The following is a 25383-nucleotide window of genomic DNA, read 5'->3' as shown; positions in this document are numbered from 1 at the left end:
TTGTTGCAGAGCGATGGGCAAATAATTTAACAGTTGAGAAAGCAACAAGCCCGCTAAGGCAGGTGGTGCCGGCGCAGCCGTACGGGCAGGCAGCCAATATTTCGGCATACTGGCGACCATTGCATGACCTTTTAACCATCGAAAGAACCAAGCCATGACCGCTGCCATCCACCCATTCAAAATCGATATCGCCCACACCGCGCTGGTGGTCATCGACCTGCAACACGGCATCGTGGCCGGTGACCACGCGCCGTATTCGTCTGACCAGGTGGTGGGCAATACCGTGCTGCTGGCGCAATCGATGCGCAACCACGGCGGCACCGTGATTTTCGTGCACGTGCAGCTCGATGAACTGTTGCAGATGGGCGGCGATGCGCCGATTTCCGGCCGCGGCGCGCCACCGCCGCCGCACGCATCCGTGCTGGTGCCGGAAGTGGGCGTGGAAGCGACCGATATCGTCGTCAAGAAGCGTTCCTGGGGCGCTTTCTACGGCACCGACCTGGAACTGCAGCTGCGCCGTAATAACGTCAAAAACATCATCCTGTGCGGCATCGCCACCAATTACGGCGTTGAATCGACTGCGCGCGAAGCCTTCGACCGCGGCTTCCACCTGTACTTTGCGGAAGACGCAATGACCAGCGGCGCGGCCGAGCTGCACCATTTTTCGACCCGCAAGATCTTCCCTGCGATGGGCAAGGTGCGTTCGACCGTGCAACTCATCGAGGCGATGCCGCCTGAACTTTAGTTCGCATCCCTGACCTGCGCCGTGATTTCGTACGAGCGCAGGCGCGCGGCATGGTCGAAAATCTGCGATGTCACCATCAGTTCATCGGCGCCGGTGCGTTCGATGAATTGTTTCATGGCAGTGGCGACGGTATCCGGGGCGCCGATCGCTGAACACGACAACACGTCGTTCAGCATGGCGCGCGCCTGCGGTTCCAGTTGCTCCAGGTAGCCTTCCTTCGGTGGCTGCAGCTTCGATGGTCGGCCGGTGCGCAGGTTCACAAATGCTTGCTGCATCGAGGTGGCCTGGTAGGCCGCTTCGGCGTCGGTGTCGGCGGCAAACACGTTGTAACCGAGCATCACGTGCGGTTTCTGCAACTGCGCCGATGGCCGGAACGTGGAGCGGTAGATGGAAATAGCTTGCATCATCATCTGCGGCGCGAAGTGCGATGCGAACGCGAATGGCAGGCCGAGGTGCGCAGCCAGCTGGGCGCCGAAGGTGCTCGAGCCCAGGATCCACAGCGGCACGTTCAGGCCGGCGCCCGGCACCGCGCGCACCTGGCGGCGCGGCGAGTCGGCAAAATAATCCTGCAATTCCACGACATCCTGCGGGAACTGGTCGGCGTCGGAAGACAGGTTGCGGCGCAGCGCGCGCGCCGTCACCTGGTCGGAGCCGGGGGCGCGGCCCAGGCCCAGGTCGATCCGACCCGGATACAGCGACTCGAGGGTGCCGAACTGTTCGGCAATCACCAGCGGGGAGTGGTTCGGCAGCATGATGCCGCCGGCGCCCACGCGGATGGTCTTGGTGCCGCCGGCCACGTAGCCCATCAGCACTGAGGTGGCGGCGCTGGCGATACCCGGCATGCCGTGGTGTTCCGCCAGCCAGAAGCGGTTAAAGCCCCACTGTTCGCCGTGCTGTGCAAGGTTGAGGGAATTGCGGAAAGAGGCACCGGTATCGCTGCCTTCGGCAATCGGGGAGAGGTCGAGTATGGATAATGGAATCATCGGTACATGATACGCCTGACCGAATTTTCGCGTGCGCACACGCTTGATTTGCAGCGGCTGTGTGCCGTAAGGCACGAAATGACAATGAATCTGCGTTGCCAGTGTTTCCAGAAGTCTACCGTGCGCGGGCCGGTATGTTGAACGTCTAGACTGGATGTCAAGGCAGTGAAGTGAATCGCAGTAACTTTTCGGCTTTCCCAACATCTCCGGAGAATCATCATGCAAATGAATCATCTACTCAAGAGCATCATCGGTGCATCCATCGCCCTGGCCCTGGCCGGAGGCGCACAAGCGAGCGGCCAGGAAAACACCAGCACCACGGCCGCCGACAAAACCCTGCTCGACGCCAGGTCGCCCACCCAGTCGACGCCGAAGGCGAAAAAAAACACCACCAAAAAATCGACATCGACTACCAGCCAGGGCAGTTCGGGCGCGGCCGGCAGCAGTGGTCGGTCGAGTGGCGAGGCCTCGGGCACCACCGGTGCCGAGGGTACCATGGGCACCAGCGGCAACAGCAGTGGCAGCATGGATGCAAGCGGCCGCCCCGGAACCACTGGCAGCACCACCGTGCCGCCGGCCAGCACCACGCCACCACCGACCACAACTGGCCAATAAGCAGCAAGGTCGATTTTCAACAAGCCGCATCAGGCGGCAGTTTCGACGGCGGCTGGCTGCGGCTTATACTTTTTTGACGAACTCGGTTTTCAGGCTCATGGCGCCGAAACCGTCGATCTTGCAATCGATATCGTGGTCGCTGTCGACCAGGCGGATATTCTTGACCTTGGTGCCTTGCTTGATGACGCCGCCTGACCCCTTCGGTTTCAAATCCTTAATGATGGTGACCGTGTCGCCGTCCTGCAGGATGGCGCCGGTGCTGTCGCGGTAGACGCGGGCCGTCTCGGTTGCACCTTCAGCGCCGGCGCGCCATTCGTGGCCGCATTCCGGACACACCAGCTGGTCGCCGTCCTCGTAGGTAAAGGCGGACTGGCATTGGGGGCATGGGGGAAGAGCGCTCATCGTGGTACCTGACAAATAAAGTGAAAGACCAGCAGTATAGCCGCGCGCTGTTTTGGGCCGGTCATTCGACATTGCCAATTTTGGCAAACGGCCTACACTGACAGGCGTAGCCTCAGTTGACCGTGAAGGACTAAGCGCATGGGTCGTGCTGTCACGGGCGTGGATGCCGCGGCGGCGCGCCTCGAAGTTGCAAGTGCATGGGTGATGCAGTCCAGTTTGCCGATGTTGCTGGCCCATCGCAAGCGTGCCTGGCGCGCCAATGAGGCCTTGCTGGCGCTGATGCGCACTGTGGCGGCGCCAGCCACGGCGACGGGCAGCGTCGCACACTGGCCGGCGCCCTTGCGCGAAGCCGTCTCCCGGGCCCTGGCCGACGACACCGCCGAACCTGTCTATGAATGCGCACTGGGTGGTGTGCAGCCGGATGCGATGCCGGAACAGCCCACCCGATACCATCCCCATGCTTTGGCAGCGCCGCCGCAAGGCCTTTGGTGCAATCTGTATTTCACGCGCGTCGATCCCGATACGCTGCTCTGTACCCTGGTCGATGTCAGCGCCTGCGTGGCCAGCGAACAGCAGCTGGCGCTGGCCGAGCAAGCCGTCTACGCGCGCGACATGGCGTATGCCGTTGTGTACGGCAACATGGAAGAAGTGGCGTGCCACGTCCGGCGCGATTCCGACGATCAGTTTCGCTTCGTTTCGGTCAACCATGCATTTTGCGCGGCCGCCGACCTGTCGCAAGAGGAGGTGGTCGGCAAGCTGGTGCAGGAGGTCATCCCGGAACCGACCTGTTCGTTTGCGCTGGCCAAGTGCCGCGAAGTCATGGCGACCGGCGCCACCGTGCAGTGGGAACAGGTGCGCAGTTTTCCTGCCGGCCAAGGACGGATCGGCTCGGTATCAATCACCCCCGTGATGGCCGCCAGCGGCCATATCAGCGAACTGATTGCTACCGTGCACGACATCACCCAGCTCAAACAGGCCGAGCAGCAGTTACGTGAGCTCAATGCCGACCTGGCCCAGACCGCGGCCGAGCTGCAGGTCAGTGAGGAGCGGCTGGCGTTTGCGCTCGACAGTGCCGGCGAAGGCGTCTGGGACTGGAATATCGCCGCCAACACCGTGTTTTATTCCAGGCGGTTCAAGCAAATCCTCGGCCTCGACCCGCGCGAAGAGGCCGGCTACGAATTCTGGTGGTCGCACATTCACCCGGACGATATCGGGCGCGTGCAGTCCCACCTGCAGACTTGCCTGGCCCAACCGGACACCATGTGCATCGACGAACATCGCGTGCGCCACGCGTCCGGCCGCTGGATCTGGATCGAGGCGCGCGGCAGCATCGTCGCCAGCGATGAAGCCGGGGCCGCCACGCGCATGGTCGGCACCATCGTCGACATCACTGCCACGACTGAACTGCGGCAGGAGCTGGAGCGCAGTTACGAGCTGCTGGCGCAGCTGGCCCAGCAGGTGCCGGGCGCACTGTTCCAGTTGCACATGACGCCGGCCGGCCTGGTCACGGTGCCGTTTGTGAGCACCATGTCGACTGAACTATTCCAGCTCACACCCGGTCAAATCCAGGACAACCTCCGCTTGCTGCTGGCGCGCATCCAACGGCGCGACCGCCGCCGCCTGCGCCAGGCGCTGCGCGAATCGGCACGCCGCCTGACGCCGTTTCGTGCCGAATACCGCGTATCGATGGGCGCGCACGGCTGGCACTGGCGCGAGCTGGCCGCAAAGCCGGCGCGGCGCGTCGATGGCAGCGTGCTGTGGCATGGCTTTACCAACGATATTTCCGAACGCAAGCGCACTGAAGACACGATCCGCCAGTTCAATCAAAAACTGGAACGGCGCGCCCATTACGATGCCCTCACCGGGCTCCCCAACCGGGTGCTATTTCGCGACCGGCTGGAACAGGCAATGCGCCAAGCCGCCGTCGGTCAGCATGGCATGGCGCTGTTGTTCATCGACCTCGACCGTTTTAAAGAGGTCAACGATTTGCACGGCCACGACGCTGGCGATCAATTGCTCGCGCTGGTTGCCGAGCGCATCGGCAACCAGCTGCGCCCGGGCGACACGGTGGCGCGCCTGGGTGGCGACGAATTCACCGTCATCCTCACCGAAACGACCGAAGTCGAACACATCGAGCAGACCGCCCAGGGCATCATCGACGCGCTGCGCCAGCCATTTCAGCTCGGGGTCGAGCAGGTGAGTATTTCCGGCAGCGTCGGCATCACCCTGTATCCGGGCGACGGCAAGCTGCCCGAAGACCTGATGCGCAATGCCGACCACGCCATGTACCGGGCCAAGGCGGCAGGGCGCAACCAGCTGACGTTTTTCGAGCCGGCCATGCAGCGCGCCGCCATGCGCCGCCTGAAACTGACGGCCGAACTGCGCCAGGCCCTGGCCCAGCGCCAGCTCGAACTGCACTTTCAGCCCATCCTCGACAACCAGACCGGCCAGATCACCAAGGCCGAGGCGCTGCTGCGCTGGCGCCGCCCGGGCCACGACCTGATGCTGCCGAGCGAATTCATCGCTATCGCCGAAGAAACCGGCATGATCCACGAGATCGGCAACTGGGTGTTTTTCGAAGCGGCGGACTGGTCGGCGCACTGGAGCCGCATGCTGGGCAGAACGCTGCAAATTTCGATCAACAAGTCACCGATCCAGTTCCTCCCGCATGGCTACACCAGCGACTGGATCGGCTATCTCGACCGCCAGGGTATGCCGCACAGTAGCATCGCGGTGGAAATTACCGAGGGCGTGCTGCTGCACCTGTCCGAACCGGTGTTCCGCCGCCTGCATGAACTGCAGCAGGGCGGGGTGGAAGTGTCGATCGACGATTTCGGTACCGGCTACTCGTCGATGAGTTACCTGAAACGGCTCGACATCGATTATTTAAAAATCGACCAGTCGTTCGTGGCCGAAATGCTGCACGACCGCACCAGCATGACGATTACCGAGACCATCATCGTGATGGCCCACAAGCTGGGTTTGAAGGTCATTGCCGAGGGCGTCGAGACGAGCGCCCAGCGCGCCTGCCTGAGCACACACGGTTGCGACTTCGTGCAGGGTTATTTGTTTGCCCAACCCTTGCCGGCCACCGAGTTCGAAAAGCTGCTGTTGCGCCAGCCCTTCAGCGGCGCCGCCGGCGCGCGCGCCTCGCACTAAAAATAGTTTGCGCGCACTGCATCCAAACCATTGCTCCGTGGGTAGTACCAGTATCGGCGCCCTGCGCCACTTACCCGGAGAACCACCATGACCCCATCCCGCCTGCCCCTGATCCTTGCCGCTGCCGCTTCCACGCTCGTGCTGGGCGCCTGTTCCACCATGCCTGCAAGTATGTACTCGCAAGCGAGCTTGCCACCCACCGTGCAAGTGCCTGCTGGCCACATGGTCGCCATGGAAACCGTTGCCACGGGCGAGCTGACGTATGAATGCCGCGACAAGGCCGCCATGCCGGGCAGCACGGAGTGGGTATTTGTCGGCCCGAAAGCCACGCTGGCTGACCGCGCCGGCAAGAAGGTCGGCACCTATTATGGCCCGCCAGCCACGTGGGAAGCGAACGACGGCTCGAAAGTGTCCGGCACGCAGGTTGCCGTCGCCCCTTCCGGCGCCGGCAATATCCCGTATCAACTGGTGAAAGCCAATCCGGCCATGGGCAGCGGCGCCATGATGGGCGTGAGCTACATCCAGCGCGTGGCACTCAAGGGTGGGGCGGCCCCGGCCACTGGTTGCGCCGTCGACACCAAGGGCGCGCGCGTCGTGGTGCCTTACCAGGGCGACTACATTTTCTGGAAAGCCAGCTGAGCATTGTCGCACTGGCAACTGTGATACGATTCCCCGAGGAACGCCGACCCACACTGCCATGACTTATTTTGCCTGACCCATTCGAGGGATTCGACTACGACGCCGCACTGGCGGCCTGCGCTGCAGGCGACCAGTCGGCGCTGCGCCGCCTGTACGACCAGGAAGGTGCGCGCCTGCTCGGCGTGGCAAAACGGATCGTGCGCGACACGGCGCTGGCGGAGGATATCGTGCACGATGCGTTCATCAAGATCTGGACCGGGGCCGGCAGTTTCGACCCCTTGCGTGGCGCGGCGCGCGGCTGGCTGTACACCGTCACGCGCCACCTGGCCCTGAACGCCGTGCGCGACAATGCGCGCGAAATCGGGGTCGACGACGCCACCTTCGTGGCCCTCGATGCGAATGCCTCGATGACGCAGTGGGAAGAAATGGCCGACAGCTTTGCCTGGCAAGGCTGCGCCGGCCAGATCGCCCTTTGCATGGAACAACTCGAACCGGTGCGCCGCAACTGCCTGCTGCATGCGTATGTGGACGGCTTGTCGCACCGTGAAATTGCCGAACGCGTGGCTGCGCCTGCCGGTACCGTGAAATCGTGGATCAAGCGCAGCCTTGCCTCTTTGAAGTCGTGCCTGTCATGAGTAACGCTCCCTTATCCGACCACCTGCGCGCGCAAGCGGCCGAGTACGTGCTCGGCACGCTGGGCGCCGACGAACGCCGCGCCCTCGAATTGCAGCTCGGCTCGAACGCTGCCTTGCGCGCTGCCATCGTGCAGTGGGAAGCCGATTTGTTGCCGCTGGCCAGCCTGGCCGAGCCGGTGACGCCGTCGGCGCAACTGTGGCGCCGCATCGCCCGCAGTGCGGCAGGGGTGCAACCGGTGCGTGCATCGGTCTGGCGTTCTTTATCACTGTGGCGCGCCCTGACCGGTACCTCCGTGGCGCTGGCGGCGCTGCTGGCCGTGGTGTTGGCGGGCCGTCCGGACGCGGGCGCCGGCAAGCCGCAATACATGGTCGTGCTGGTGGCGCCGGACAACAAGGCGCCGGGTTACGTGATGCAGGCCAGCATGGGCCGCGAGTTAAATCTGGTGCCGCTGGGCACGGCGTCGGTGCCGAGCGACAAATCACTGCAATTCTGGACCAAGGCCGATGGCTGGCGCGGTCCGGTCTCGCTGGGCCTGGTGAAACCTGGCCAGACCATCACCATTCCACTCGACGCCTTGCCGAACGTGCAGCCGAACCAGCTGTTCGAGCTGACGCTGGAGCCGGTCAAGGGTTCGCCGTTGAACAAGCCGACCGGGCCGATCCAGTTCATCGGCCGCGCGGTCAAGGTCATGTAAAAGCTGGCGGCCAGCGCCGGCCCCGCTGCTGGATAAAACTTGCTGACTGCGCCTCAGCGCCCGAACACCTGGGTCCAGAACACGATATCCGTCTGCGTGCTCTTGGCGTAGCCGCTGCCCATGGCGGTGAATCCCGGGTTCATCAGGTTGGCGCAGTGGCCCGGGCTGGCCACCCAGCCGGCCACCGCATCGTCCGGCGTGCGCATGCCCGAGGCGATGTTTTCTCCGATCTGCTGCCAGCGGTAGCCGGCGCGCAGGGCGCGCTCGCCCACCTGGCTGCCGTCCTTGCCCTGGTGGCTGAAGTAGCGCAGCGCCGCCATCTCGCTGCTGTGCGCCAGCGCGGCCGCGTCGAGTGACGCGTTCAATACCAGCGGCGGCGCCGCGGGAAACGCCCGGGCGCCGCAGTTGCGTGCCGTGGCGCGGGCGCGGTTGGTCGCGTCCAGGATGGCGCGCGTCGATTGCGCCTGCGTTGGCAGCGGCGGCACAATGTCTTCGCGCGCGAGCAAGATCGACCAGCCGTCGCCCTCCGGCACCACGCCGATATCGGGCAAGGCCGGATTGCGCAAGGTGGCGCAGTGCTGCTCGCGCAACAGCTGCATGACGCTGTCCAGGTCGCTGGCGCCGCGCACGCCGATCGCCTCGACCTGCAAGGCCCGGTAGCCGGCGCGCGCCAGGTCTTGCTGCAGGAAGCGGCCGGACGCCATGTGCACCTGCGCCAGTGCCGCCCTGGCCTGCAACGGGGGCAGCGCAGGGGACATGCGGCCGGCGCACACGGCTGGCCCGGCCCGGTAGGCGTTGATCAGCTGGACCAGGTCGCTCGAGCGCGCCGGTAGTGCCAGCAATGCCAGCAGTGCAAAGGCGGCGTGGCCGAGCCGCGCGAACCGCATTAGTTGCCCTGTTTCGTGACCACCAGCTTGCTCGTATCGAAACCCTTGGCCGCCAGCCGCTGCACCAGTCCCGCATACGCCTGCGGCTCAACCTTCGCCGTGCGCGACAGAATCCACAGGTACTCGCGCTTGGGCTCGCTGACGGCCACCAGCGTGTAGCCCGGATCGAGGTCGATCACCCAGTAATTCCCCCACACGAAGGGCAGCAACGATAGCCACGCCGGCGCAAACCGCACTTCGAGTTTCGGCGAACCGGGTCCGCCCGGTTGGCGCGCCTGGCCCACGGCTTGCTCGACTTTGTTGCCTTCCTGGGTGCAGCGGTTGTCGACGCGGATGGTGCCGTCCGGCTGCGCGCTGTAGTTGGCCACCGTGTTGGAGAGGCATTTGCGCTGGAAGTAATTCGGATATTTCGCGATCTCGTACCAGGTGCCGGCGTAGCGGGCCGTGTCGAGGGTGGGGATGGTCGTCAGCGGCGTATCCGCTGCGGCTGTTGCGGCCATTGCCAGCAGGCCGATCAAGGCGTATTTTTTCATGCAGTTTCCTTTGTCATGGAATGATCATAACTGTCGGTGCGCACAAAATCGATAAAGGCGCGCAGTGGTGCGGGCAGGTGGCGCCGGCCCGGGTAGTACAGGAAGGGGCCGGGAAAGGTCAGCCACCAGTCCGGCAGCACGGGCGCCAGCGCGCCGGACGCCAGGTGCGGTGCCAGCCATGCCTCGAACAAATAAATGACACCTTGGCCGGCAATGGCCGCGCTGACCGCCAGATCGAACGAGCTCGGCGTGACGATCAGCGGGCCGCCCGGCTCGACCGAGAGGGCCTGGCCATCCTTTTCGAATTCCCATGGATAGATGGCGCCGCTGAGAAAGCGCCCGCGCAGGCAGGCGTGCTGCAGCAGGTCGCGCGGGTGCGCGGGCACGCCGCACCGGGCAAGGTAGGCGGGTGAAGCCGCGGCGGCAAAGCGTTCCGTGCGCGGGCCGATCGGCATCGCGATCATGTCCAGCTCCATGCGCTCGCCGTAGCGGATGCCGGCGTCGCAGCCACTGGCGGCCAGGTCGACGAAATTGTTGTCGACGACGAGCTCCAGCACGATCTCGGGATACAGGCCCATGAAGCGGTTGACCATCTCGGGCAGGAACAGGCGCGCCGCGCTGACCGGCACGTTCAGGCGCAGCGTGCCGCGCGGGCTGTCGCGCAGTTCATTGAGAACGTCGAGGGCGCTGGCCACGTCGTCGAGTGCCGGGCGCAAGCGCGTGAGCAGCAGCGCGCCCGCCTCGGTGGGTTTCACGCTGCGCGTGGTGCGCGTCAACAGGCGGATGCCCAGTTGCTGCTCGAGCCGGCGCAGCGCTTCGCTCAGCTTTGATGCCGACTGGCCGCTGGCGCGCGCCGCCTGGCGAAAACCGCTGTGCCGGGCGATCAGCGCAAACGCCGCCAGGTCAGCCATGGAATCATTTTGCATAAGTAGATTGTGCGGATTAGCGCACAGCCCGTGCGCGATTGACCCGATTATCACACAGCCGATTCGCGCCTACGATGGTTACCTCATCTACTTCACTGGAGTTCACCATGCAAACCATCTATATACCCGCGCACACCGATTTGAAATTGAACCGCATGGGCTACGGCGCCATGCAGCTGGCCGGCCCGCACGTGTTCGGTCCGCCGAAAGACCGTGCGGCCGCCGTCGCCGTGTTACGCAGTGCCATCGAGCTGGGCATCAACCACATCGACACCTCGGATTTCTATGGCCCGCACATCACCAACCAGATCATCCGCGAAGCGCTGCACCCTTACCGCGACGGCTTGACCATTGTGACCAAGATCGGCTTCAAGCGCGGTGACGACGCCTCGTGGCTGCCGGCCGCATCGAGCAACGAATTGCGCGACGCCGTGCACGCCAATTTGCGTAACCTGGGTCTGGAACGCATCGACGTGGTCAACCTGCGCGCACCCGGGCTGGCCGGCCCGGACGGTTCGTCGATCGCTGAAAGCCTGGGCACGCTGGTGCGCCTGCAGGAGGAGGGACTGGTAAAACACATCGGCCTGTCGAACGTGGATGCGGCGCAAATCGCCGAGGGCCGCAAACTGGCGCAGATCGTCTGCGTCCAGAACATGTACAACCTGGCCCACCGCGTCGACGATGCACTGATCGACACGCTCGCTGCGGATGGTATCGCCTATGTGCCGTTTTTCCCGCTGGGTGGTTTCACGCCGCTGCAGTCGAGCACCCTGAGCGATGTTGCCGCCCGGCTCGAAGCGACGACCATGCAGGTGGCGCTGGCCTGGCTGCTGCAGCGCGCGCCAAACGTGCTGGTGATTCCGGGTACGTCGTCGGTGGCGCACCTGCGCCAGAACGTCGCGGCCAGCAATCTGACACTCGACGCCGCTGCGCTGGCGGCGCTGAACGCGATGTGATCAGCGCTTGGTCAGGTCCACTTTTTCATCGTGCTCGGGACTGTCAGGCGCGCTGATCGGATACACCGGGGGTTTTTCGCGTTTGAAAAATTTGTAGATCGCGGTGCCGAAGCCGGCGACCACCAGCAGGATGATTTTTTTGAAGGCGAGGAGCAGGGCCAGCAGCTTGCCGAACAGGCCCAGTTTGGCAGCCACGCCGCCGGCAACCAGCGCGGCCAGGCCATATTCGGCCACCTTGTCCGTGCTGGCATTGAAATCGGTGTAGCGCAAGCCGGGCGTAAAATTGGTGAAGGCGGTGACTTTCTGCATCTCGACCTTGATGGCGTCGAGCTGGTCGCGCCCGGCAATGGCATTGAGCACCAGCACGCCTTCGCGGCCCAGCACCCGCACGTTGTAGTTCAGGCCGTTCTGCTGCTCGCCTTCGGTGCGCAGTTCCTTGGCCCAGTACAGTTTATGTTGCGCCTTGTCGTAGTGCGGGCGTTCGGCCCAGCCCACCAGCGTCATCGGCGCATAGCCTTTTTCCTTGCGCGCGGCATTGTTCTCGCTGACACTTTCCTGCATGTCCTTGAGCAGCTCGTCGTACTTGATGCTGTCGGCATCGTCGTCCTTGACGTGGCCATCCTTGTCGTAGGTGATGATCGCGCCCCAACCGTTCTGCTCGATCGGACTGACGCCGCTTGGCACGATCATGCCCAGCGTGACGGCGCCGGGCGGGTTGCCCCAGGCATCGACCAGGACGCGCTCGGTATCGGCCGGGGACAGATAGCGGAACGAAGGCGGCAGCGTCAGCGTGGCCACGTCGCCTGGCAGCTTGATGCTGCCCTCCTGGAAATGCAGCGACTGCAAAAATTGCGCGGCTTTTTCGCTGGCGGTGGCGCCATCGGCAGCCGCCACGGCGGGTCCGCACAGGGCCATGGAAAACAGTGCAGCGCTTACTAGGCACAGCAGTCGTGTCAGCATGATCACTCCCAGAAGAAAAAACTAGCTTACTGGAAATAACTTGCCAAAATCTATTCAAAAGTCACGACGCTGCTGTTGTCTAATTTAAGCAACATTCTTTGCGGCGCGGCCGGCAGCCGCACGGCTTGCATATTCCAGCAGCCAGCCCAGGAAGGCCAGCGCCGGGAACGCCATGCCGGTCAGCAGCGCGGCATGCCAGCCGTGGCTGGCGTACATCCAGCCGCCCAGGGCTGAACCGAGCGCGCCACCGGCGAAGGTCAGCGCGAAATACAGGCCGTTCAGGCGGCTGCGCACGTCGGCGGCCAATGCAAAGATGGCGCGCTGGCCCAGCACCAGGTTGGCGGCCACGGCCATGTCGAGGATGATCGAGGCGGCCACCAAAATGGCCAGGGCCAGCGTATGCGATTGCGTCGACACCAGCGGCAGCGCAAAGCCGATGACACCGAGAACCAGGGCAGCGGCGGTGGCAGCAAGTGTGTGCCCACTATCGGCCAGGCGTCCGGCCACCGGCGAGGCGATCGCGCCGGCCATGCCCACCAGCGCAAAAATTGCCACCCCGGTTTGCGACAGGCCGAACGCAGGGCTGGTCAATTCCAGCGGCGTCACGGTCCAGAACAGGCTGAAGGAACCGAACAGGCCGGCCTGGTACAGCGCGCGGCGGCGCAGCACCGGCGTGCCGGCGAGCAGGTGCCACAGCGAACCGATCAGTTTTGGATACGGTAAGGGCGCCTGGGGATGGCGTTGTGGCAAATTCTTGAATAGCACCAAGGCCAGCACCGCCATCAGCACCGAGGCGCCGCCAAACACCACGTGCCAGTTGGCGTGATCGGCCACCAGGCTGGCCACCGGGCGCGCCAGCATGATCCCCAGCAGCAAGCCGCTGACAACTTTGCCGACCGCCGCGCCCCGGGTCGCTTCTTTCGACAGGTGGGCGGCGAACGGTACCAGCACCTGGGCCACGACCGAGCACAGACCGATGGCCAGCGCCGCAGCCAGGAACAGGGCGCCGCTGGTACTCAAGGCCGCCGCCAGCAGCGCCACTGAGGCACACAGCAGTGCAACTACCACCAGGCGCCGGTTTTCCAGCAAATCGCCCAGCGGCACCAGGAACAGCAAACCGAGCGCGTAGCCGATTTGCGTCAACGTCACGATCAGGCCCGCCACTTCGGGCGCCAGGCCGGTGGCGCGTGCAATCGGTCCCACCAGCGTCTGGGCGTAATAAATATTGGCGACGATCATGCCGCAGGCGGTGGCCAGCAACAGGGTCATGCGTGGCGTAAGGTCGGAATCGGTTTTCATGGGCGTGTTCGCGGTTAATCAGTACGCCCAGTGTAAAGAAATATGTGTTGAAGATAATCAGGCATAATCGACTATCACTTTTCACTTAATATGAACAATGGATAAAATCAAGGCCATGCGTGCGTTTGTCCGCATCGTCGAAGCCAACAGTTTTTCAAAGGCTGCCGAGACGCTCAACGTGCCGCGCGCGGCCTTGACGGCCACCATCCAGAAGCTGGAAGCGGCGCTCGGTGTGCAGCTGCTCCAGCGCACCACGCGGCGCCTGTCGCTCACGGCCGAAGGCATTGATTACCTGCGCGACTGCCAGGACATCCTGCAGGCGCTCGAAGTGGCCGAAGCGCGCTTCAGGGGACAGGACGCCGCCAGCCCGCGCGGACGCCTGCGGGTCGAATTGCCGTCGACGCTGGGCCGGAATTTCATCCTGCCCAGGCTGGCACAGTTCCGTGATATGTATCCCGACCTGGAACTGGTCATTTCATTCACGGATCGACTGGTCGATTTGACCGAGGAGGGCGCCGACTGCGCGGTGCGGGTGGGCAAACTGCAGGATTCGGCGATGATCGGCCGCCAGATTGGCGTCATGCCATTTGTCTTGTGTGCGGCGCCGGCGTATGTGGCGCGCCATGGTTTGCCGCAGACGGTGGCGCAACTGGCGGTGCATCGCAGCGTGGTGCATGTGGCCGGGCGTAGCGGGCGCGCCTTCGATTGGGATGTTCTGGTGGACGGCAAGCGCATCAATGTGGCGCTGGGCGGGCCGGTGTCGGTTAACGATGGCGATGCCAACATGATTTGCGCGCTGCAGGGCCTGGGCCTGGCGCGCTGCGCCACCTACCAGGCGCGCGCCCATTTCGATGACGGCAGCCTGGTGCCAGTGTTGCCGGACGCATCCTTGCCGGCGCAGCCGATTTCACTGGTGTATCCAAAGGGCCGGATGGCCACGCCGAAGCTGCGCGTGTTTGCCGACTGGCTGCTCGCGATACTGGCGCAGCATGACGACCTGCGCCTCGTGACTTAGAAGTAGTAGCGCACGCCCAGGCCGGCCTGGTCCGCATTGGTGTCGCGGTAGCCGTCCGCCTTGAGTGTTTCGTGCACATAACGCAGCTGGAAGCCCCAGTTGCGGCCCAGCAGGTATTCCGCTTCAATCACGCCGCCGGTGGTGCTGTTGAATTCAAAGTCGGGCATGTTGGCCACGCCGCTGCCTTTCAAGGTCGGCTTGCTGACATAACGCACGCCGCCGCCGAGGCGCCAGTTTTCGTTGAAGTGGTAAAAGCCCAGCAGCTCGACGGGGACGCGGGTGAATTCTACCTTGCCGTTGTCGGCCGAGATCTGGCTGCGATGGTAGCCGGCCGATGCCTGCAGCGAAAACGCCGGGTTGACGCGGTAGTCGATGCCGGCCGAAAAGATCACGCCGTCGCCAGCCTTGAGGGTGTCGCTCCCGCCATTCGTGCGTTGGGCAGTAACGAGGTCATCGCCACCGCCGACGACACCAAAGCCCAGCATGACGCGCATCGGCGCGGGAACCAGGATGGTGCGCACAGGTGCGACTTGCGCCTGGACGGCGCCGGCAATGGTAATGGCAGCAACAGCAAAAACAGTTTTAGTGAACATGAAAGGCCTGAAAAGTTATCGTTATATTGTTACTACAAGTCAATTGTACTGACAGGCAATATAGTTTCCAAATAAATCTGGGCCGATATGGGCCACTGTTGTGAACCTGTGCGATTTGATCCTTGCTATGCTGACGCCCTTGCGCAGATAACATTGAAGGAGTAGCAGATGGTTTCCTTGGCGGAGCAATTGCTCAAAGCAGGCCTGGTGGATAAAAACAAGGTCAAACTGGCCAACCAGGACAAGAGCAAGCAAAAGAAGGTGGAGCGGCGCACCGGCACGCAGTCGGTCGACGAAGTGAAGCTGGCTGCGCAGGAAGCGCAGCGCAAGCAGGCCGAGCGCGCGCGCGAACTGAATTTGCAGCGCGACGCCGCCGCGAATCAGAAGGCGATCGCCGCGCAGATCACGCAGATGGTGAATAAGAATCGCCAGGGCAAGGGCAATGGCGACATCGCCTACCACTACACCTATGACGGCAAAGTGGAACGGATGTATGTGTCCGCTGCCGTGCAGGGCCACCTGATGGCGGGACGGCTGGTGATCGTGGTTGAGAACGGTGCCAAGGGCGTTGTCACCGAGCTGGTGCCGCGCGTGGTGGCCGACAAGATTGCCGAGCGCGATCCGTCCATGGTGGTGCGGGTCAACAAGACTGTCGCGGCCGTGGAAGAGGACGATCCGTATGCGGCGTTCCAGATTCCCGATGATCTGATGTGGTAAACAGAAACATCAAAACGTCGTTTTGTCTCCGGGATTAAGCGCCATCACCTTGGTCCGGCTGCTGCCCAGCGCGGCCGCGTACTCGGCCGGCGTGCCCTTCAGCTGCGGCGTGGTCCCGTAATGCATCGGTATCACGTAGCGGGGATGCAGCCATTCGCGGGTGGCATAGGCGGCATCTTTCGGGCTCATCACGAAGTAGCCACCGATCGGGATCAAGGCCAGGTCCGGCTTGTAATAGTCACCAATCAGCTTCATGTCGCCAAACAGGCCAGTGTCGCCGGCGTGATAAATTTTGAAGCCGTTTTCCAGCTCGATGATGTAGCCCACCGGCTCGCCACCCACGTGCACTTCGTCCTTGCCGCTGGCAGGATTCTTCCAGCCCAGCTCTGAACTGTGCTCGGCATGGACGGCGGTGATCTTGATGTCAGGCCCCAGCGGCGTGACGGTGCCGCTTTTGCCAAAACGCATGGCTAGATTGGCCGGCAAGATCTCCAGCGCCACCACCGACTGCATCAACCCGGCCGGGCCGTACACGGGTGCATTGTTCAGCCTGGCCAACGCGGGCGCATCGGCGAAGTGGTCGTTGTGGCCGTGGGTAACCAGGATCAGGTCGACCTTGCCCAGCGCTTCCAGTTTTTTATAGGCGTCCGGTGTTTTCGGGTTGGCGGTGAGGTACGGGTCGATCACGATGACCTTGCCGCCGGGCGTGGTGATTTTAAATGTCGCCTGGCCCAGCCACTGGACGTCGGTCTTGTTCTGCGCTTGCGCGGAGGTGGTGGCGGACAGCAGCAAGGCTGCGCCGAGGGAACTCAGGATGGGATGCGTCATGCGGATTCTCCTCGGCGGGGCGACGATTAATGGTGGGCGTGATGCGCCTTGATTTGTTCCTGCAGCTGGTGGCCGTTGGAATGGGTGTAGTCCTTGTTGATTTCAAAACTCACCAGGTGTTTCAACTGGGGATCGAGCGCCACACGTAGCAGGCCGAGGAATTTGGGCGAGGCGACCAGCGCCAGTTTCTTGAACTTGCCGTCGCGCTGCGCTTGCAGCAGGAAGCCGGAAATTTCCTTGGCGAAGATTTCGGCATTGTGCTGCTCGGGCGTGGTTTGCGGTTCGTACTGGCTGCCGGGCAGGGCGCCGCCGGTGCCGTGGCTGCTTTTACCGGCCGACAGCGGACTCATGCCGTCTGTATTGATCTCGCTGTCGCGCAGGCGCGCGGCGCCATTGACCATGTCGTCCATTTCCTGCAGGGGCTTGTTGGGATGCGATTCCAAAAAAAAGCGCGCCCGGCCGGCGTCCGCTGAAACAATCCACGTTGTGTCCATACAATCTCCTGGTGAGTGCGAAAGTGCAAAAACTAGTCTAGCCGATGTGAATATTTCAGGGCGTTTGTCCGGCAACACAATTCCGCGAAGTAACTCAGCGTGGTCGATGCATCTTGAACAGTTGTTCCGGCCCCACTGAAAAATAGTCGGCCGGGCCACCGCCGCGCAGCACGTGGCCGGCGTTGGCTGTGTCGTAGACGCCGTCGACCAGCAAGCCCTTCTCAATATGCACGCCCACCACTTCGCCCAGGATCAGCCAGGTTGGCACCTGGGCGCCGTCCGCGCCTTCCAGCTGCAGGATTTGGGTGCAGCGACATTCAAAGGCGACCTGGCTTTCGCCCACGCGCGGCACCTTGACGACGTTCGACGCCACCGGGCGCAAGCCGGCCAGGGCGAATTCGCTGACACCGGGCGCCACCGGCGCGCAGGTCGCATTCATCGCCTCGGCCAGCGGGCGGGTCACCAGGTTCCAGACGAACTCGCGCGTTTGCCTGATGTTGCGCAGCGTGTCCTTGGCGCCGATGCTGGCAAAGCCGATGATCGGCGGCGTGTAATTGAAGGCATTAAAAAAACTGTAAGGCGCCAGGTTCAGTGCGCCGTCTTCGCCCATCGACGAAATCCAGCCGATCGGGCGCGGGCCGACAATGGCATTGAAGGGATCGTGCGGCAGGCCGTGGCCGTCGCGCGGCTGGTAGAAGTGCATCGTCATGTCAAAAAATCCGGAGTGGCAGAAAGTCATGACAGTGTGCCTGAACTGGTGGAAATGGTTGAACCTGCGCTGTGGCATTGGCTTTATGCACAATGAGTTGCTTCACAAAAACTATGCTAATCTACGTTTCTATAAAGTAATTATGGTTATTGCGCTCGTCCATATATCTCAGTGTATTGCGCCGATAAATAGACGGGATTGATTTTTTGTTCGGGACTCTTGTGTCATATCTAACCGGTAATTACCAAATCAGCTTGGTGCTGTTGTCCGTCTTCGTGGCGATGCTGGCGTCATACACCGCACTGAGCCTGGCCGGACGTGTCACCGAGACCGAGGGCCGCGCCAGTACCCTTTGGCTGGCGGGCGGCGCCGTGGCCATGGGCTGCGGCATCTGGTCGATGCACTTTATTGGCATGCTGGCGTTTTCGCTGCCGATCCGGCTCAGCTACGATTTGCTGTGGACGCTGGTGTCGCTGCTGGTGGCGATTGGCGTCTCGGCGTTCGCCCTGCGCATCGTCACGCGTCCGACCATCCACCGCCTCGACATCCTGCTCGGCGGCGTGTTGATGGGTGCCGGTATTAGCAGCATGCATTACCTGGGTATGGCCGCACTGAAAATGAATCCGGGCATCTATTACGATCCTGCTGTCGTCGCGGTGTCGGTCGTCATCGCCGTCGTGGCGTCGATCGTGGCGCTGTGGCTGGCGTTTACCTTGCGCTCCGCATATGGCTTGGTGGCGCAGGTCAAGAAAGCCGGCGCAGCCGCCGCCATGGGGCTGGCCGTGATTGCCATGCACTACACCGGCATGGCCGCGGCGCGCTTCGGCCTGGGCAGCATCTGCACGGCCACCGGCGGCGTGAATGCCGACTGGCTGGCGATGCTGGTCGGCATGGCCGCCATGTCGCTGCTGACGATTACCCTGCTGCTGTCGGTGGTGGACGCGCGCCTGGCAGCCCGTACTGCCAACCTGGTCGATTCGCTCAGCCACGCCAACAGCCAGTTGCACCACCTGGCCCTGCACGACACCCTGACGCGCCTGCCCAACCGCAGCCTGCTGGAAGACCGCATCACCCAGGCCATTACCGCGAGCGGCCGCTCGGGCAAGCGCTTCGCGCTGATGTTCATCGACCTGGACCGCTTCAAAACCATCAACGATTCGATGGGCCACCACTACGGCGACAAGCTGTTGCAGGAAGTGGCCACGCGCCTGACGTCAGGTCTGCGCGCCGAAGACACGGTGGCGCGCCTGGGCGGCGACGAATTCGTCGTGCTGCTGGCGGAGATCGGCACGCCCACTGGTGCCGGTACCGTCGCGCAGAAATTGCTTGAGGTGCTGGCCGTGCCGATGGACATTGAGGGTCAGCAACAAAGCGTGTCCGGCAGCATCGGCATCAGCATTTTCCCGGAAGACGGCACCACCTTGCGCGAATTGATGAGCAACGCCGACAGCGCGATGTACCACGCAAAAAAGGTCGGGCGCGGCAACTACCAGTTTTTTGCCCCTGAAATGAATGCCGCCGCCGGCGCACGCCTGCAGATGGAGCAGTCGCTGCGCCGGGCGCTCGAGCGCAAGGAATTTGAGCTGCACTACCAGCCGAAGGTCGACGTGGCCAGCGGCGCGGTGGTGGCAATGGAAGCGCTGGTGCGCTGGCGCTGTCCCACGCGCGGCCTGGTGCCACCGAACGATTTCATTGGCGTGGCCGAAGAAATCGGCCTGATCATCCCGCTCGGCGCCTGGGTGCTGCGCACCGCGTGCGAACAGAACCAGGCCTGGCAAGTGGCCGGCCTGGCACGCCTGCGCGTGGCCGTGAATCTGTCGGCCTACCAGTTCCGCCAGAAAGATTTGCCGGAACTGGTGGCCGCCGTGCTGGAAGAGACCGGCATGCCCGGCGAATACCTGGAGCTGGAAGTGACTGAAAGCGTGGTCATGCACAACCCGCAGGATGCGGTGCGCATTCTCGAGCAATTGAGCGCGCAGGGTATCCATATCTCGGTCGACGATTTCGGCACGGGTTATTCCAGCCTCAGCTACCTGAAACAGTTCCGCCTCGATACGCTCAAAATTGACCGCTCGTTTGTCCGCGATATCAATTCCGACGCGGACGATGCGGCCATTGTGCGCTCCGTCATCGCGCTGGCGCACAGCCTGCGCCTGCAAGTGATTGCCGAAGGCGTCGAAACGGCCGAGCAACTGGAATACCTGCGCGCACTCGAATGCGACCAATACCAGGGCTACCTGCGCAGCAAACCGGTGCCGGCGGCGGAGTTTGAAGCGATGCTGCGCGCCCCGGGTGGCTTGATGGGGCCGATGCTGCCGCCGGCCACCGTGGCGCACATCGGGCGCGCCGCCTGAGCTCAGCGGCGCGCTGTGTTTGAGTTGCAGCATTTACAATCAGGCTACGTTCCCTGAGGAGTTTGCTGCCATGCCCGTTCGCACCGCCCTTGCGCTTGTTGTATCCCTTGCCGCGCTTCCCGCTCTGGCCCAGATCGAGGTGAAGATCGGCAGCGCCGCGTCGGTCTCCGGCCCCGGCGCGCACCAGGGCAAGGACACCGAGAACGGCGCCCGCCTGGCCATCGAAGACCTGAATGCCAGGGGCGTCATGATCGACGGCAAAAAGGTCAAATGGGTGCTGCTGGCCGAGGACGACGCCAGCGACCCGAAGCAGGGCACGGCGGTGGCGCAGAAGCTGGTCGATGCCGGGGCGGTCGGCGTGGTCGGTCACCTCAATTCGGGCACCACGGTACCGGCTTCCAAGATCTACAGCGCCGCCGGCATTCCGCAAATTTCGCCGGCGACCACGTCGCCGGTCTACACCAGCCAGGGTTTTAAAACAGCGTTTCGGGTGGTGGCCAATGACAATCTGATCGGCCGCGCGCTGGCCCGTTATTCGGTCGACACCTTACACGCCAAAAAGATCGCGGTAATCGACGACCGCACCGCCTTCGGCCAGGGCCTGGCCGATGAATTCGTCAAGGGCATCAAGTCGATGCCGGGCGGCGCCGGGCTGATCGTCAGCCGCCAGTACACGACCGACAAGGCCACCGATTTCAACGCCATCCTGACCCAGATCCGCGCCAAACAACCGGATGTGATTTTCTACGGCGGCATGGACGCGGTGGCCGGCCCCATGCTGCGCCAGATGAAAGCGCTGGGCATCGCCGCCAAACTGGTGTCCGGCGACGGCGTCTGTTCCGAAAAAATGCCGCGCCTGGCGGGCGACGCGCTGGGCGAGGACAAGGTCACCTGCGTGGTGGCGGGCGGCGTGACGGGGCCGCAGGAAGCCGGCATGGATGCGTTCACCAAGCGTTACGAGCAGCGCTTCAAGCTGCCGCTGCAAACCTACGCGCCGTACGCCTACGATGCCGTCATGACGCTGGCCACTGCCATGCAGCAGGCCAAATCGTCGACACCTTCGGTCTATCTGCCGCTGCTGGCGAAAATCAACTACCAGGGCGTGACCGGCGCGATTGCGTTCGACCCCCATGGCGATTTGCGCAACGCCGCGCTGACGCTGTACACGTATCGACAAGGCAAGCAAACCAAGCTGAAAGTGGTGCGCTAGCCTCACCTGCGCCCGCAACCGGGCGCGGCTTGATCGCAGTCAAAGGAGCGCCATCCAAGCTGGCATCCAATCGAGTTTCTTGCCGATTGGAACGATGCCATGTCCCTGAACGCCCTGTTCTCCAGTTATACCCAATCCACGCGCCTGCTGCGCCTGACCACGCCGCTGGGCGCCAACACCTTGCTGGCCGAAAGCGTGCATGGCGAGGAGGGTCTGCGTACCGGCTTTCGCTTCGTCATCACCGCCTTGTCGCTGGACGCGCACTTGTCGCTGCGCGACTTGATCGGTCAGCCGGCGTTGCTGGAACTGCTGACAGCCGACAACCGCTGCCGCCCCTTCCACGGCCACCTGGCGACGGTCGAGCAGTCCGGCGCCAACGGCGGTCTGGCGCGCTACACCCTCACGCTGGAACCCTGGACGGCATTCCTGGCGCGCAACCGCGACAGCCGCGTGTTCCAATATAAAACCGTGCGCGAGATCCTCGACGCCGTGTTCAACGGCTGGCGCGCACAAGGCAAGCTGACCCCCAGCTGGCGCTACGACCTGGTCGATGCTTACCCGCAGCGCAGCCTGAGCACCCAGTACCAGGAGAGCGACTGGGCCTTCGCCGAACGGTTGATGGATGAGGCGGGCCTGTTCTACTGGTTCGAGCACACCCGCGAGCGGCACCAGCTGGTCATCGCCGACCACAACGGCGCCTTCAAGCCGAACCGGCAGGCAAGCGTGCGCTTCACGCAGTCCGGCGCCGTCATGCGCGAAGACAGCATCGACCGCTGGCGCTGCACCGCGCGCCTGCTGACCAACGCGGTGCAACTATCCAGCTGGGACTACCGCACGCACAGCAGCCGCCAGGTCGCCACCAGCCTGTATCCCGCCACGCCGGAGATGATCTGCCGCGACGCACCCGGCCAGTACGCCTACCCGGACCAGGAACAGGGCCAGCGCGCCGCCGAACGCCAGCTCGACGCAATCGGCACGCGCCGCACCACGTTTACGGGCGCCGGCACGGTGCGTTCGTGCGCGCCCGGCACCACTTTTACGCTTGATGGTCACCCTGTGCATGACGACACCTTCCTCGTCACGCGGGTGGTACATGCGATGCGCAACAACCTCGATGCCGAGGTGCAGGCGCGGATCGCCGAATGCCTCGGCCCGGTCGAGGATGCGTCGATTTACCGCAATCGCATCGAGGCGATTGCCGCCACGGTGCGCTACCGGGCCGGTGCTCTGCTGCACTCGCGGCCGACGGTACGCGGCCAGCAAACGGCGATCGTCGTCGGCCCGAAGGACGCGGTGGTGCACACCGACCGCGACCACCGTGTGACGGTGCAGATGCACTGGCAGCGCGAGATTGGCAACCAGAAGAGCCACAGCCGCCTGCCGCACCCGGTGCAGGATGACCACAGCGGCGCGCCCGCCAACGACAGCGCCGGCACCTGGGTGCGGGTTGCGACATCGCTGGCCCCGATTGCCGGCTCGAACTGGGGCGCGGTTGGCGTACCGCGCGTGGGCCAGGAAGTGCTGCTCGATTTCGTCGAGGGCAATATCGACCGCCCGGTCATCATCGGCGCCTTGTACAACAGTATCGGCAAGCCCGACGCGCCGCACAGCAAGGGCAATTACGGCGCCGGCGCCGCCACCGGCAACGCCCCCGCCTGGTTCCCCGGTGCGCGCGAAGGCAACGCCCACGCGGCCGTGCTGTCCGGTTTTAAGAGTCAGGCCATGGCGACCAGCCAGTGGGGCAGCGGCGCCTACAGCCAGCTTGTGTTCGACGACACGGCCGGGCAGGCCCGCATCTCGCTGCAGCGCCACGCGGTTGCACACCAGGGCACCGATGAACTGAACCTGGGCTACCTGCGCCACCAGTGCGACAACCAGCGCCTGCAAACGGTGGGCCTGGGTGCGGAACTGAAGACGGAAAACAGCCTGGCCGTGCGCGCCGGGCAGGGGCTGCTGCTGGCGAGCGAACGTCAGGCGCAGGCGCAGATGGACGCGCGCGCGGCGCATGCGCAGGTGGAAACCAGTCGCGAGTTGCAGGAATCGCTGACGCGCACGGCGCAGGAGCACAAGGCGGGGATCAAGAACAAGGATGGCAGCGCGGAACCGGCGCCAGTAGACCTGCCGGCGATTGCGCAGATGCAGCACAGCGCCGGGGTACTCGACGCCGTCGACAAGGACGTGGCGGCGTGGAGCGAGCCGATGCTGCAGTTGTCGAGTCCTGCCGGGATCGTCGCGACGACGCCGGTGAACGCGGTGTTCACGGCGGGGGCCACCACCAGTTTGGGTGCGGGGCAGACGATCAATCTGGTTGCGCAGGGAAGCAGCGGGCATGCGGTGAAAGCGGGGATCAGTTTGTTTACCTACGGCAAAGGCGTTGACAAGAATGGCCTCGCTATGCATGCGGCGAGCGGGAAGGTCAGCAGCCAGAGCCATTCCGGTGCAACGCGTGTCACGGCCGACAAGGCGGTGACTGTTGCCAGTACTAATAAGTCGGTGTCGGTGGCGGCGAAGACGCATGTGCTGATGACGGCGCAGGGTGGCGCTCTGAAAATCGAAGGCGGGAATATCACGCTGTCCTGTCCAGGCCAGATTGATTTCAAGGCGACTGCGAAGGAGTTGGCAGGGCCGGTCAGTGTGCCGACAGTGGAAATCGCTAACAAGATCCACGAGCTGAATATCAAACGTGATTTGCAGATTAAGTACGTCGATGCTGATGGAAATTACCTGACAGATGAACCGATCGATTTTGGCTTCAGCGGCACCAAGAAGACGGTGGTGCTTGATAGCGATGGAAAGGCAACGATAAAAGACGCGCCTTTGGGGCCGTTTATTGCCCACCAACCGAGACGTAAGTGAGGTTAAAAATGAGCCAAAAAAAATCCGCAGCGGTGAAGCCGGTTGCAACGACACAGGATGTTTGCATTGACCTGCCGGGGGAGGCCGTGAAATGTTGGCGTTCCAGCGATCACATCAAGCTCATTTTACGCAAACATCGGGATGTGATCTTCGACGTCAATTTGAGCAAGGGAGCGACATATACCGTTGAGTCGACCTTCGTTTTTTATAGTCCGCGAGAAAAAAAGCTTTTGCGAAAAGCCCAGTTTGAAGACGGAGAAATCTTCCAGATATGGGTAGGTCGAGAGTTCAAAGGAAGCTTGGTACTGAAGTCAAACGGCATCGTGATGGGAACCTTTCAACCCATCGACCTTGATACAAGAAAATATGATGCCGAGCCAAAGACAAAGCCTGAGCCGATGATGGTTATTTTTGGGAAAAGAGAGGTCCCATCCAATCTGATATGCAGGCCTGAAGATCCGTATGGCGTCGAAAGCACGCAAGGCGCTCTCAAGCCTATGTTCGACCCAAAATTGGCGGTCCTTAAGAGTTATGGGACGGAATTCGACTACCGCTCGGCGATGGAGCCACCCGAGGTCGCAGAATACGTGGCGGTTGCGATAGTTTCGGCAAACGATATCCAACCGCAAGTTTTGAAGCAACTCGATAGTGGACAAGCAGTCGAGGGATCGATTACTGAGGTTTTTAATCCCCCAGGAAAAAACTCACCTGACGGGGGGCTATATGGAAAAATAGCCGCGGCGGTCGGAACATTCTCTAATAATTACTTTATTAATGCAAATTGGCTAAAGGAACCTGTGGGATATTTGCAAAGTCACTGGAAGGACCTTGATAAGGCGCTTATGAAAGTTCGGATCGAAAAGCGAGCTGTGGGAAAGTATCAGGCATTGTTTAAAGGTCGCCTGCTTGGGAAGTCTGTGGCGCAGTTTTTTGGCTCAGCAGTGAAGGCGAAAGTTACTCACAAAACGTTTCCGCTTGGCAGCAAAGAAACGACCTTCCTTGACGGAGGATTCGGAAGAAACGGTAGAGCAGGATTTGGTGGAATCAAGCGCTTGATGCTCACGACTTCGGATAATTTACGTGGAGGGGTTAAGGTCACCTCGTTATACACAACTCTTTAGTGCGCCCATTTCACGTAACGTGCGTATCGTTTCCGCCGCCACGTGAACATCC

General features: G+C 62.8%; 24 protein-coding genes. 13 read left to right on the top strand and 11 right to left on the bottom strand.

The window, feature by feature from the left end:
• The first annotated feature begins 154 nt into the window (after nucleotides 1-154).
• Complete coding sequence (locus tag V6M87_RS24620; protein ID WP_332879316.1) at nucleotides 155-745, top strand: isochorismatase family protein; 591 nt, start codon at nucleotides 155-157, stop codon at nucleotides 743-745.
• Here the strand turns inward: V6M87_RS24620 and V6M87_RS24615 are convergent.
• A complete protein-coding gene (locus V6M87_RS24615; RefSeq protein WP_332879315.1) occupies nucleotides 742-1728 on the bottom strand; it encodes an LLM class flavin-dependent oxidoreductase in 987 nt (328 codons plus the stop codon). The genes V6M87_RS24620 and V6M87_RS24615 overlap by 4 nt on opposite strands.
• 219 nt (nucleotides 1729-1947) lie before the next feature.
• On the opposite strand from V6M87_RS24615, the gene V6M87_RS24610 reads away from it, so the two are divergent.
• Nucleotides 1948-2343, top strand: coding sequence for a hypothetical protein (locus tag V6M87_RS24610; protein ID WP_332879314.1), 396 nt, complete (start codon nucleotides 1948-1950; stop codon nucleotides 2341-2343).
• Between the two features lie 63 nt (nucleotides 2344-2406).
• On the opposite strand, the gene V6M87_RS24605 is transcribed toward V6M87_RS24610, so the two are convergent.
• Nucleotides 2407-2745: a zinc ribbon domain-containing protein YjdM gene (locus V6M87_RS24605; protein ID WP_332879313.1), complete on the bottom strand. Its 339-nt coding sequence runs from the start codon at nucleotides 2743-2745 to the stop codon at nucleotides 2407-2409.
• A 138-nt stretch (nucleotides 2746-2883) separates the two neighbouring features.
• On the opposite strand from V6M87_RS24605, the gene V6M87_RS24600 reads away from it, so the two are divergent.
• The 4 genes from V6M87_RS24600 (at nucleotide 2884) to V6M87_RS24585 (ending at nucleotide 7873) form a co-directional block, all read left to right on the top strand.
• On the top strand, nucleotides 2884-5904 hold the full coding sequence (locus V6M87_RS24600) for a sensor domain-containing protein (protein WP_332879312.1): 3021 nt from the start codon (nucleotides 2884-2886) through the stop codon (nucleotides 5902-5904).
• Nucleotides 5905-5991: 87 nt separating this feature from the next.
• Nucleotides 5992-6543, top strand: a complete 552-nt coding sequence (locus V6M87_RS24595) for a DUF3455 domain-containing protein (protein WP_332879311.1) — start codon at nucleotides 5992-5994, stop codon at nucleotides 6541-6543.
• Between the two features lie 68 nt (nucleotides 6544-6611).
• On the top strand, nucleotides 6612-7178 hold the full coding sequence (locus V6M87_RS24590; RefSeq protein WP_332879310.1) for a sigma-70 family RNA polymerase sigma factor: 567 nt from the start codon (nucleotides 6612-6614) through the stop codon (nucleotides 7176-7178).
• Nucleotides 7175-7873 carry an anti-sigma factor gene (locus V6M87_RS24585; RefSeq protein ID WP_332879309.1) on the top strand — a complete coding sequence of 233 codons (699 nt, stop codon included), beginning with the start codon at nucleotides 7175-7177 and terminating at the stop codon, nucleotides 7871-7873. The genes V6M87_RS24590 and V6M87_RS24585 overlap by 4 nt, the downstream gene beginning before the upstream one ends.
• A gap of 53 nt (nucleotides 7874-7926) precedes the next feature.
• On the opposite strand, the gene V6M87_RS24580 is transcribed toward V6M87_RS24585, so the two are convergent.
• The 3 genes from V6M87_RS24580 to V6M87_RS24570 are packed head-to-tail and all read right to left on the bottom strand — an operon-like array spanning nucleotide 7927 to nucleotide 10219.
• Entirely contained in the window at nucleotides 7927-8760 is an 834-nt protein-coding gene (locus V6M87_RS24580; protein WP_332879308.1) for a CAP domain-containing protein, read from the bottom strand.
• Nucleotides 8760-9293 carry a lipocalin family protein gene (locus tag V6M87_RS24575; protein WP_332879307.1) on the bottom strand — a complete coding sequence of 178 codons (534 nt, stop codon included), beginning with the start codon at nucleotides 9291-9293 and terminating at the stop codon, nucleotides 8760-8762. Before V6M87_RS24575 ends, V6M87_RS24580 begins: the two co-directional genes overlap by 1 nt.
• Entirely contained in the window at nucleotides 9290-10219 is a 930-nt protein-coding gene (locus V6M87_RS24570; RefSeq protein ID WP_332879306.1) for a LysR family transcriptional regulator, read from the bottom strand. Before V6M87_RS24570 ends, V6M87_RS24575 begins: the two co-directional genes overlap by 4 nt.
• A gap of 107 nt (nucleotides 10220-10326) precedes the next feature.
• Here V6M87_RS24570 and V6M87_RS24565 point away from each other — a divergent pair, with 107 nt between their 5' ends.
• Complete coding sequence (locus V6M87_RS24565) at nucleotides 10327-11175, top strand: oxidoreductase (protein ID WP_332879305.1); 849 nt, start codon at nucleotides 10327-10329, stop codon at nucleotides 11173-11175.
• On the opposite strand, the gene V6M87_RS24560 is transcribed toward V6M87_RS24565, so the two are convergent.
• Nucleotides 11176-12135: a DUF2167 domain-containing protein gene (locus tag V6M87_RS24560; protein WP_332879304.1), complete on the bottom strand. Its 960-nt coding sequence runs from the start codon at nucleotides 12133-12135 to the stop codon at nucleotides 11176-11178. It abuts the gene before it with no gap.
• A gap of 84 nt (nucleotides 12136-12219) precedes the next feature.
• Nucleotides 12220-13434 (bottom strand): MFS transporter, encoded by a 1215-nt coding sequence (locus V6M87_RS24555; protein WP_332879303.1) that lies wholly within the window; start codon nucleotides 13432-13434, stop codon nucleotides 12220-12222.
• Nucleotides 13435-13549: 115 nt separating this feature from the next.
• Here V6M87_RS24555 and V6M87_RS24550 point away from each other — a divergent pair, with 115 nt between their 5' ends.
• Complete coding sequence (locus V6M87_RS24550; RefSeq protein WP_332879302.1) at nucleotides 13550-14449, top strand: LysR family transcriptional regulator; 900 nt, start codon at nucleotides 13550-13552, stop codon at nucleotides 14447-14449.
• Here V6M87_RS24550 and V6M87_RS24545 read toward each other — a convergent pair.
• Nucleotides 14446-15042, bottom strand: a complete 597-nt coding sequence (locus V6M87_RS24545; protein ID WP_332879301.1) for an outer membrane beta-barrel protein — start codon at nucleotides 15040-15042, stop codon at nucleotides 14446-14448. The genes V6M87_RS24550 and V6M87_RS24545 overlap by 4 nt on opposite strands.
• A gap of 168 nt (nucleotides 15043-15210) precedes the next feature.
• Here V6M87_RS24545 and V6M87_RS24540 point away from each other — a divergent pair, with 168 nt between their 5' ends.
• The gene (locus V6M87_RS24540; RefSeq protein ID WP_332879300.1) at nucleotides 15211-15759 is read left to right on the top strand and encodes a DUF2058 domain-containing protein; all 549 of its coding nucleotides are present in this window, start codon (nucleotides 15211-15213) and stop codon (nucleotides 15757-15759) included.
• Nucleotides 15760-15768: 9 nt separating this feature from the next.
• On the opposite strand, the gene V6M87_RS24535 is transcribed toward V6M87_RS24540, so the two are convergent.
• The 3 genes from V6M87_RS24535 to V6M87_RS24525 form a co-directional block, all read right to left on the bottom strand.
• Complete coding sequence (locus V6M87_RS24535) at nucleotides 15769-16587, bottom strand: metal-dependent hydrolase (RefSeq protein ID WP_332879299.1); 819 nt, start codon at nucleotides 16585-16587, stop codon at nucleotides 15769-15771.
• 26 nt (nucleotides 16588-16613) lie between these two features.
• Nucleotides 16614-17081, bottom strand: a complete 468-nt coding sequence (locus tag V6M87_RS24530; protein ID WP_332879298.1) for a host attachment protein — start codon at nucleotides 17079-17081, stop codon at nucleotides 16614-16616.
• Between the two features lie 94 nt (nucleotides 17082-17175).
• On the bottom strand, nucleotides 17176-17790 hold the full coding sequence (locus tag V6M87_RS24525) for a flavin reductase family protein (RefSeq protein ID WP_332879296.1): 615 nt from the start codon (nucleotides 17788-17790) through the stop codon (nucleotides 17176-17178).
• Between the two features lie 257 nt (nucleotides 17791-18047).
• Between V6M87_RS24525 and V6M87_RS24520 the strand changes: the two genes are divergently transcribed.
• The 4 genes from V6M87_RS24520 (at nucleotide 18048) to V6M87_RS24505 (ending at nucleotide 25331) form a co-directional block, all read left to right on the top strand.
• Nucleotides 18048-20144 carry a putative bifunctional diguanylate cyclase/phosphodiesterase gene (locus V6M87_RS24520; RefSeq protein ID WP_332879345.1) on the top strand — a complete coding sequence of 699 codons (2097 nt, stop codon included), beginning with the start codon at nucleotides 18048-18050 and terminating at the stop codon, nucleotides 20142-20144.
• Nucleotides 20145-20214: 70 nt separating this feature from the next.
• Nucleotides 20215-21354: a branched-chain amino acid ABC transporter substrate-binding protein gene (locus V6M87_RS24515; protein WP_332879295.1), complete on the top strand. Its 1140-nt coding sequence runs from the start codon at nucleotides 20215-20217 to the stop codon at nucleotides 21352-21354.
• 99 nt (nucleotides 21355-21453) lie between these two features.
• A complete protein-coding gene (locus tag V6M87_RS24510; RefSeq protein ID WP_332879294.1) occupies nucleotides 21454-24210 on the top strand; it encodes a type VI secretion system Vgr family protein in 2757 nt (918 codons plus the stop codon).
• 8 nt (nucleotides 24211-24218) lie between these two features.
• Nucleotides 24219-25331 (top strand): hypothetical protein, encoded by a 1113-nt coding sequence (locus V6M87_RS24505; protein WP_332879293.1) that lies wholly within the window; start codon nucleotides 24219-24221, stop codon nucleotides 25329-25331.
• Nucleotides 25332-25383 lie beyond the last annotated feature (52 nt).

Source organism: Massilia sp. S19_KUP03_FR1, from assembly GCF_036688685.1.
GTDB lineage: Bacteria > Pseudomonadota > Gammaproteobacteria > Burkholderiales > Burkholderiaceae_D > JALYUM01.
Note: the sequence above shows the minus strand (reverse complement) of the source record. Positions and strands in the feature narration are given on the sequence as shown.

Coding starts and splice junctions, on each gene's coding strand:
- V6M87_RS24620 (WP_332879316.1), top strand. CDS start 155: ATGACCGCTGCCATCCACCCATTCAAAATCGATATCGCCCACACCGCG.
- V6M87_RS24615 (WP_332879315.1), bottom strand. CDS start 1,728: ATGATTCCATTATCCATACTCGACCTCTCCCCGATTGCCGAAGGCAGC.
- V6M87_RS24610 (WP_332879314.1), top strand. CDS start 1,948: ATGCAAATGAATCATCTACTCAAGAGCATCATCGGTGCATCCATCGCC.
- V6M87_RS24605 (WP_332879313.1), bottom strand. CDS start 2,745: ATGAGCGCTCTTCCCCCATGCCCCCAATGCCAGTCCGCCTTTACCTAC.
- V6M87_RS24600 (WP_332879312.1), top strand. CDS start 2,884: ATGGGTCGTGCTGTCACGGGCGTGGATGCCGCGGCGGCGCGCCTCGAA.
- V6M87_RS24595 (WP_332879311.1), top strand. CDS start 5,992: ATGACCCCATCCCGCCTGCCCCTGATCCTTGCCGCTGCCGCTTCCACG.
- V6M87_RS24585 (WP_332879309.1), top strand. CDS start 7,175: ATGAGTAACGCTCCCTTATCCGACCACCTGCGCGCGCAAGCGGCCGAG.
- V6M87_RS24580 (WP_332879308.1), bottom strand. CDS start 8,760: ATGCGGTTCGCGCGGCTCGGCCACGCCGCCTTTGCACTGCTGGCATTG.
- V6M87_RS24575 (WP_332879307.1), bottom strand. CDS start 9,293: ATGAAAAAATACGCCTTGATCGGCCTGCTGGCAATGGCCGCAACAGCC.
- V6M87_RS24570 (WP_332879306.1), bottom strand. CDS start 10,219: ATGCAAAATGATTCCATGGCTGACCTGGCGGCGTTTGCGCTGATCGCC.
- V6M87_RS24565 (WP_332879305.1), top strand. CDS start 10,327: ATGCAAACCATCTATATACCCGCGCACACCGATTTGAAATTGAACCGC.
- V6M87_RS24560 (WP_332879304.1), bottom strand. CDS start 12,135: ATGCTGACACGACTGCTGTGCCTAGTAAGCGCTGCACTGTTTTCCATG.
- V6M87_RS24555 (WP_332879303.1), bottom strand. CDS start 13,434: ATGAAAACCGATTCCGACCTTACGCCACGCATGACCCTGTTGCTGGCC.
- V6M87_RS24550 (WP_332879302.1), top strand. CDS start 13,550: ATGCGTGCGTTTGTCCGCATCGTCGAAGCCAACAGTTTTTCAAAGGCT.
- V6M87_RS24545 (WP_332879301.1), bottom strand. CDS start 15,042: ATGTTCACTAAAACTGTTTTTGCTGTTGCTGCCATTACCATTGCCGGC.
- V6M87_RS24540 (WP_332879300.1), top strand. CDS start 15,211: ATGGTTTCCTTGGCGGAGCAATTGCTCAAAGCAGGCCTGGTGGATAAA.
- V6M87_RS24535 (WP_332879299.1), bottom strand. CDS start 16,587: ATGACGCATCCCATCCTGAGTTCCCTCGGCGCAGCCTTGCTGCTGTCC.
- V6M87_RS24530 (WP_332879298.1), bottom strand. CDS start 17,081: ATGGACACAACGTGGATTGTTTCAGCGGACGCCGGCCGGGCGCGCTTT.
- V6M87_RS24525 (WP_332879296.1), bottom strand. CDS start 17,790: ATGACGATGCACTTCTACCAGCCGCGCGACGGCCACGGCCTGCCGCAC.
- V6M87_RS24515 (WP_332879295.1), top strand. CDS start 20,215: ATGCCCGTTCGCACCGCCCTTGCGCTTGTTGTATCCCTTGCCGCGCTT.
- V6M87_RS24510 (WP_332879294.1), top strand. CDS start 21,454: ATGTCCCTGAACGCCCTGTTCTCCAGTTATACCCAATCCACGCGCCTG.
- V6M87_RS24505 (WP_332879293.1), top strand. CDS start 24,219: ATGAGCCAAAAAAAATCCGCAGCGGTGAAGCCGGTTGCAACGACACAG.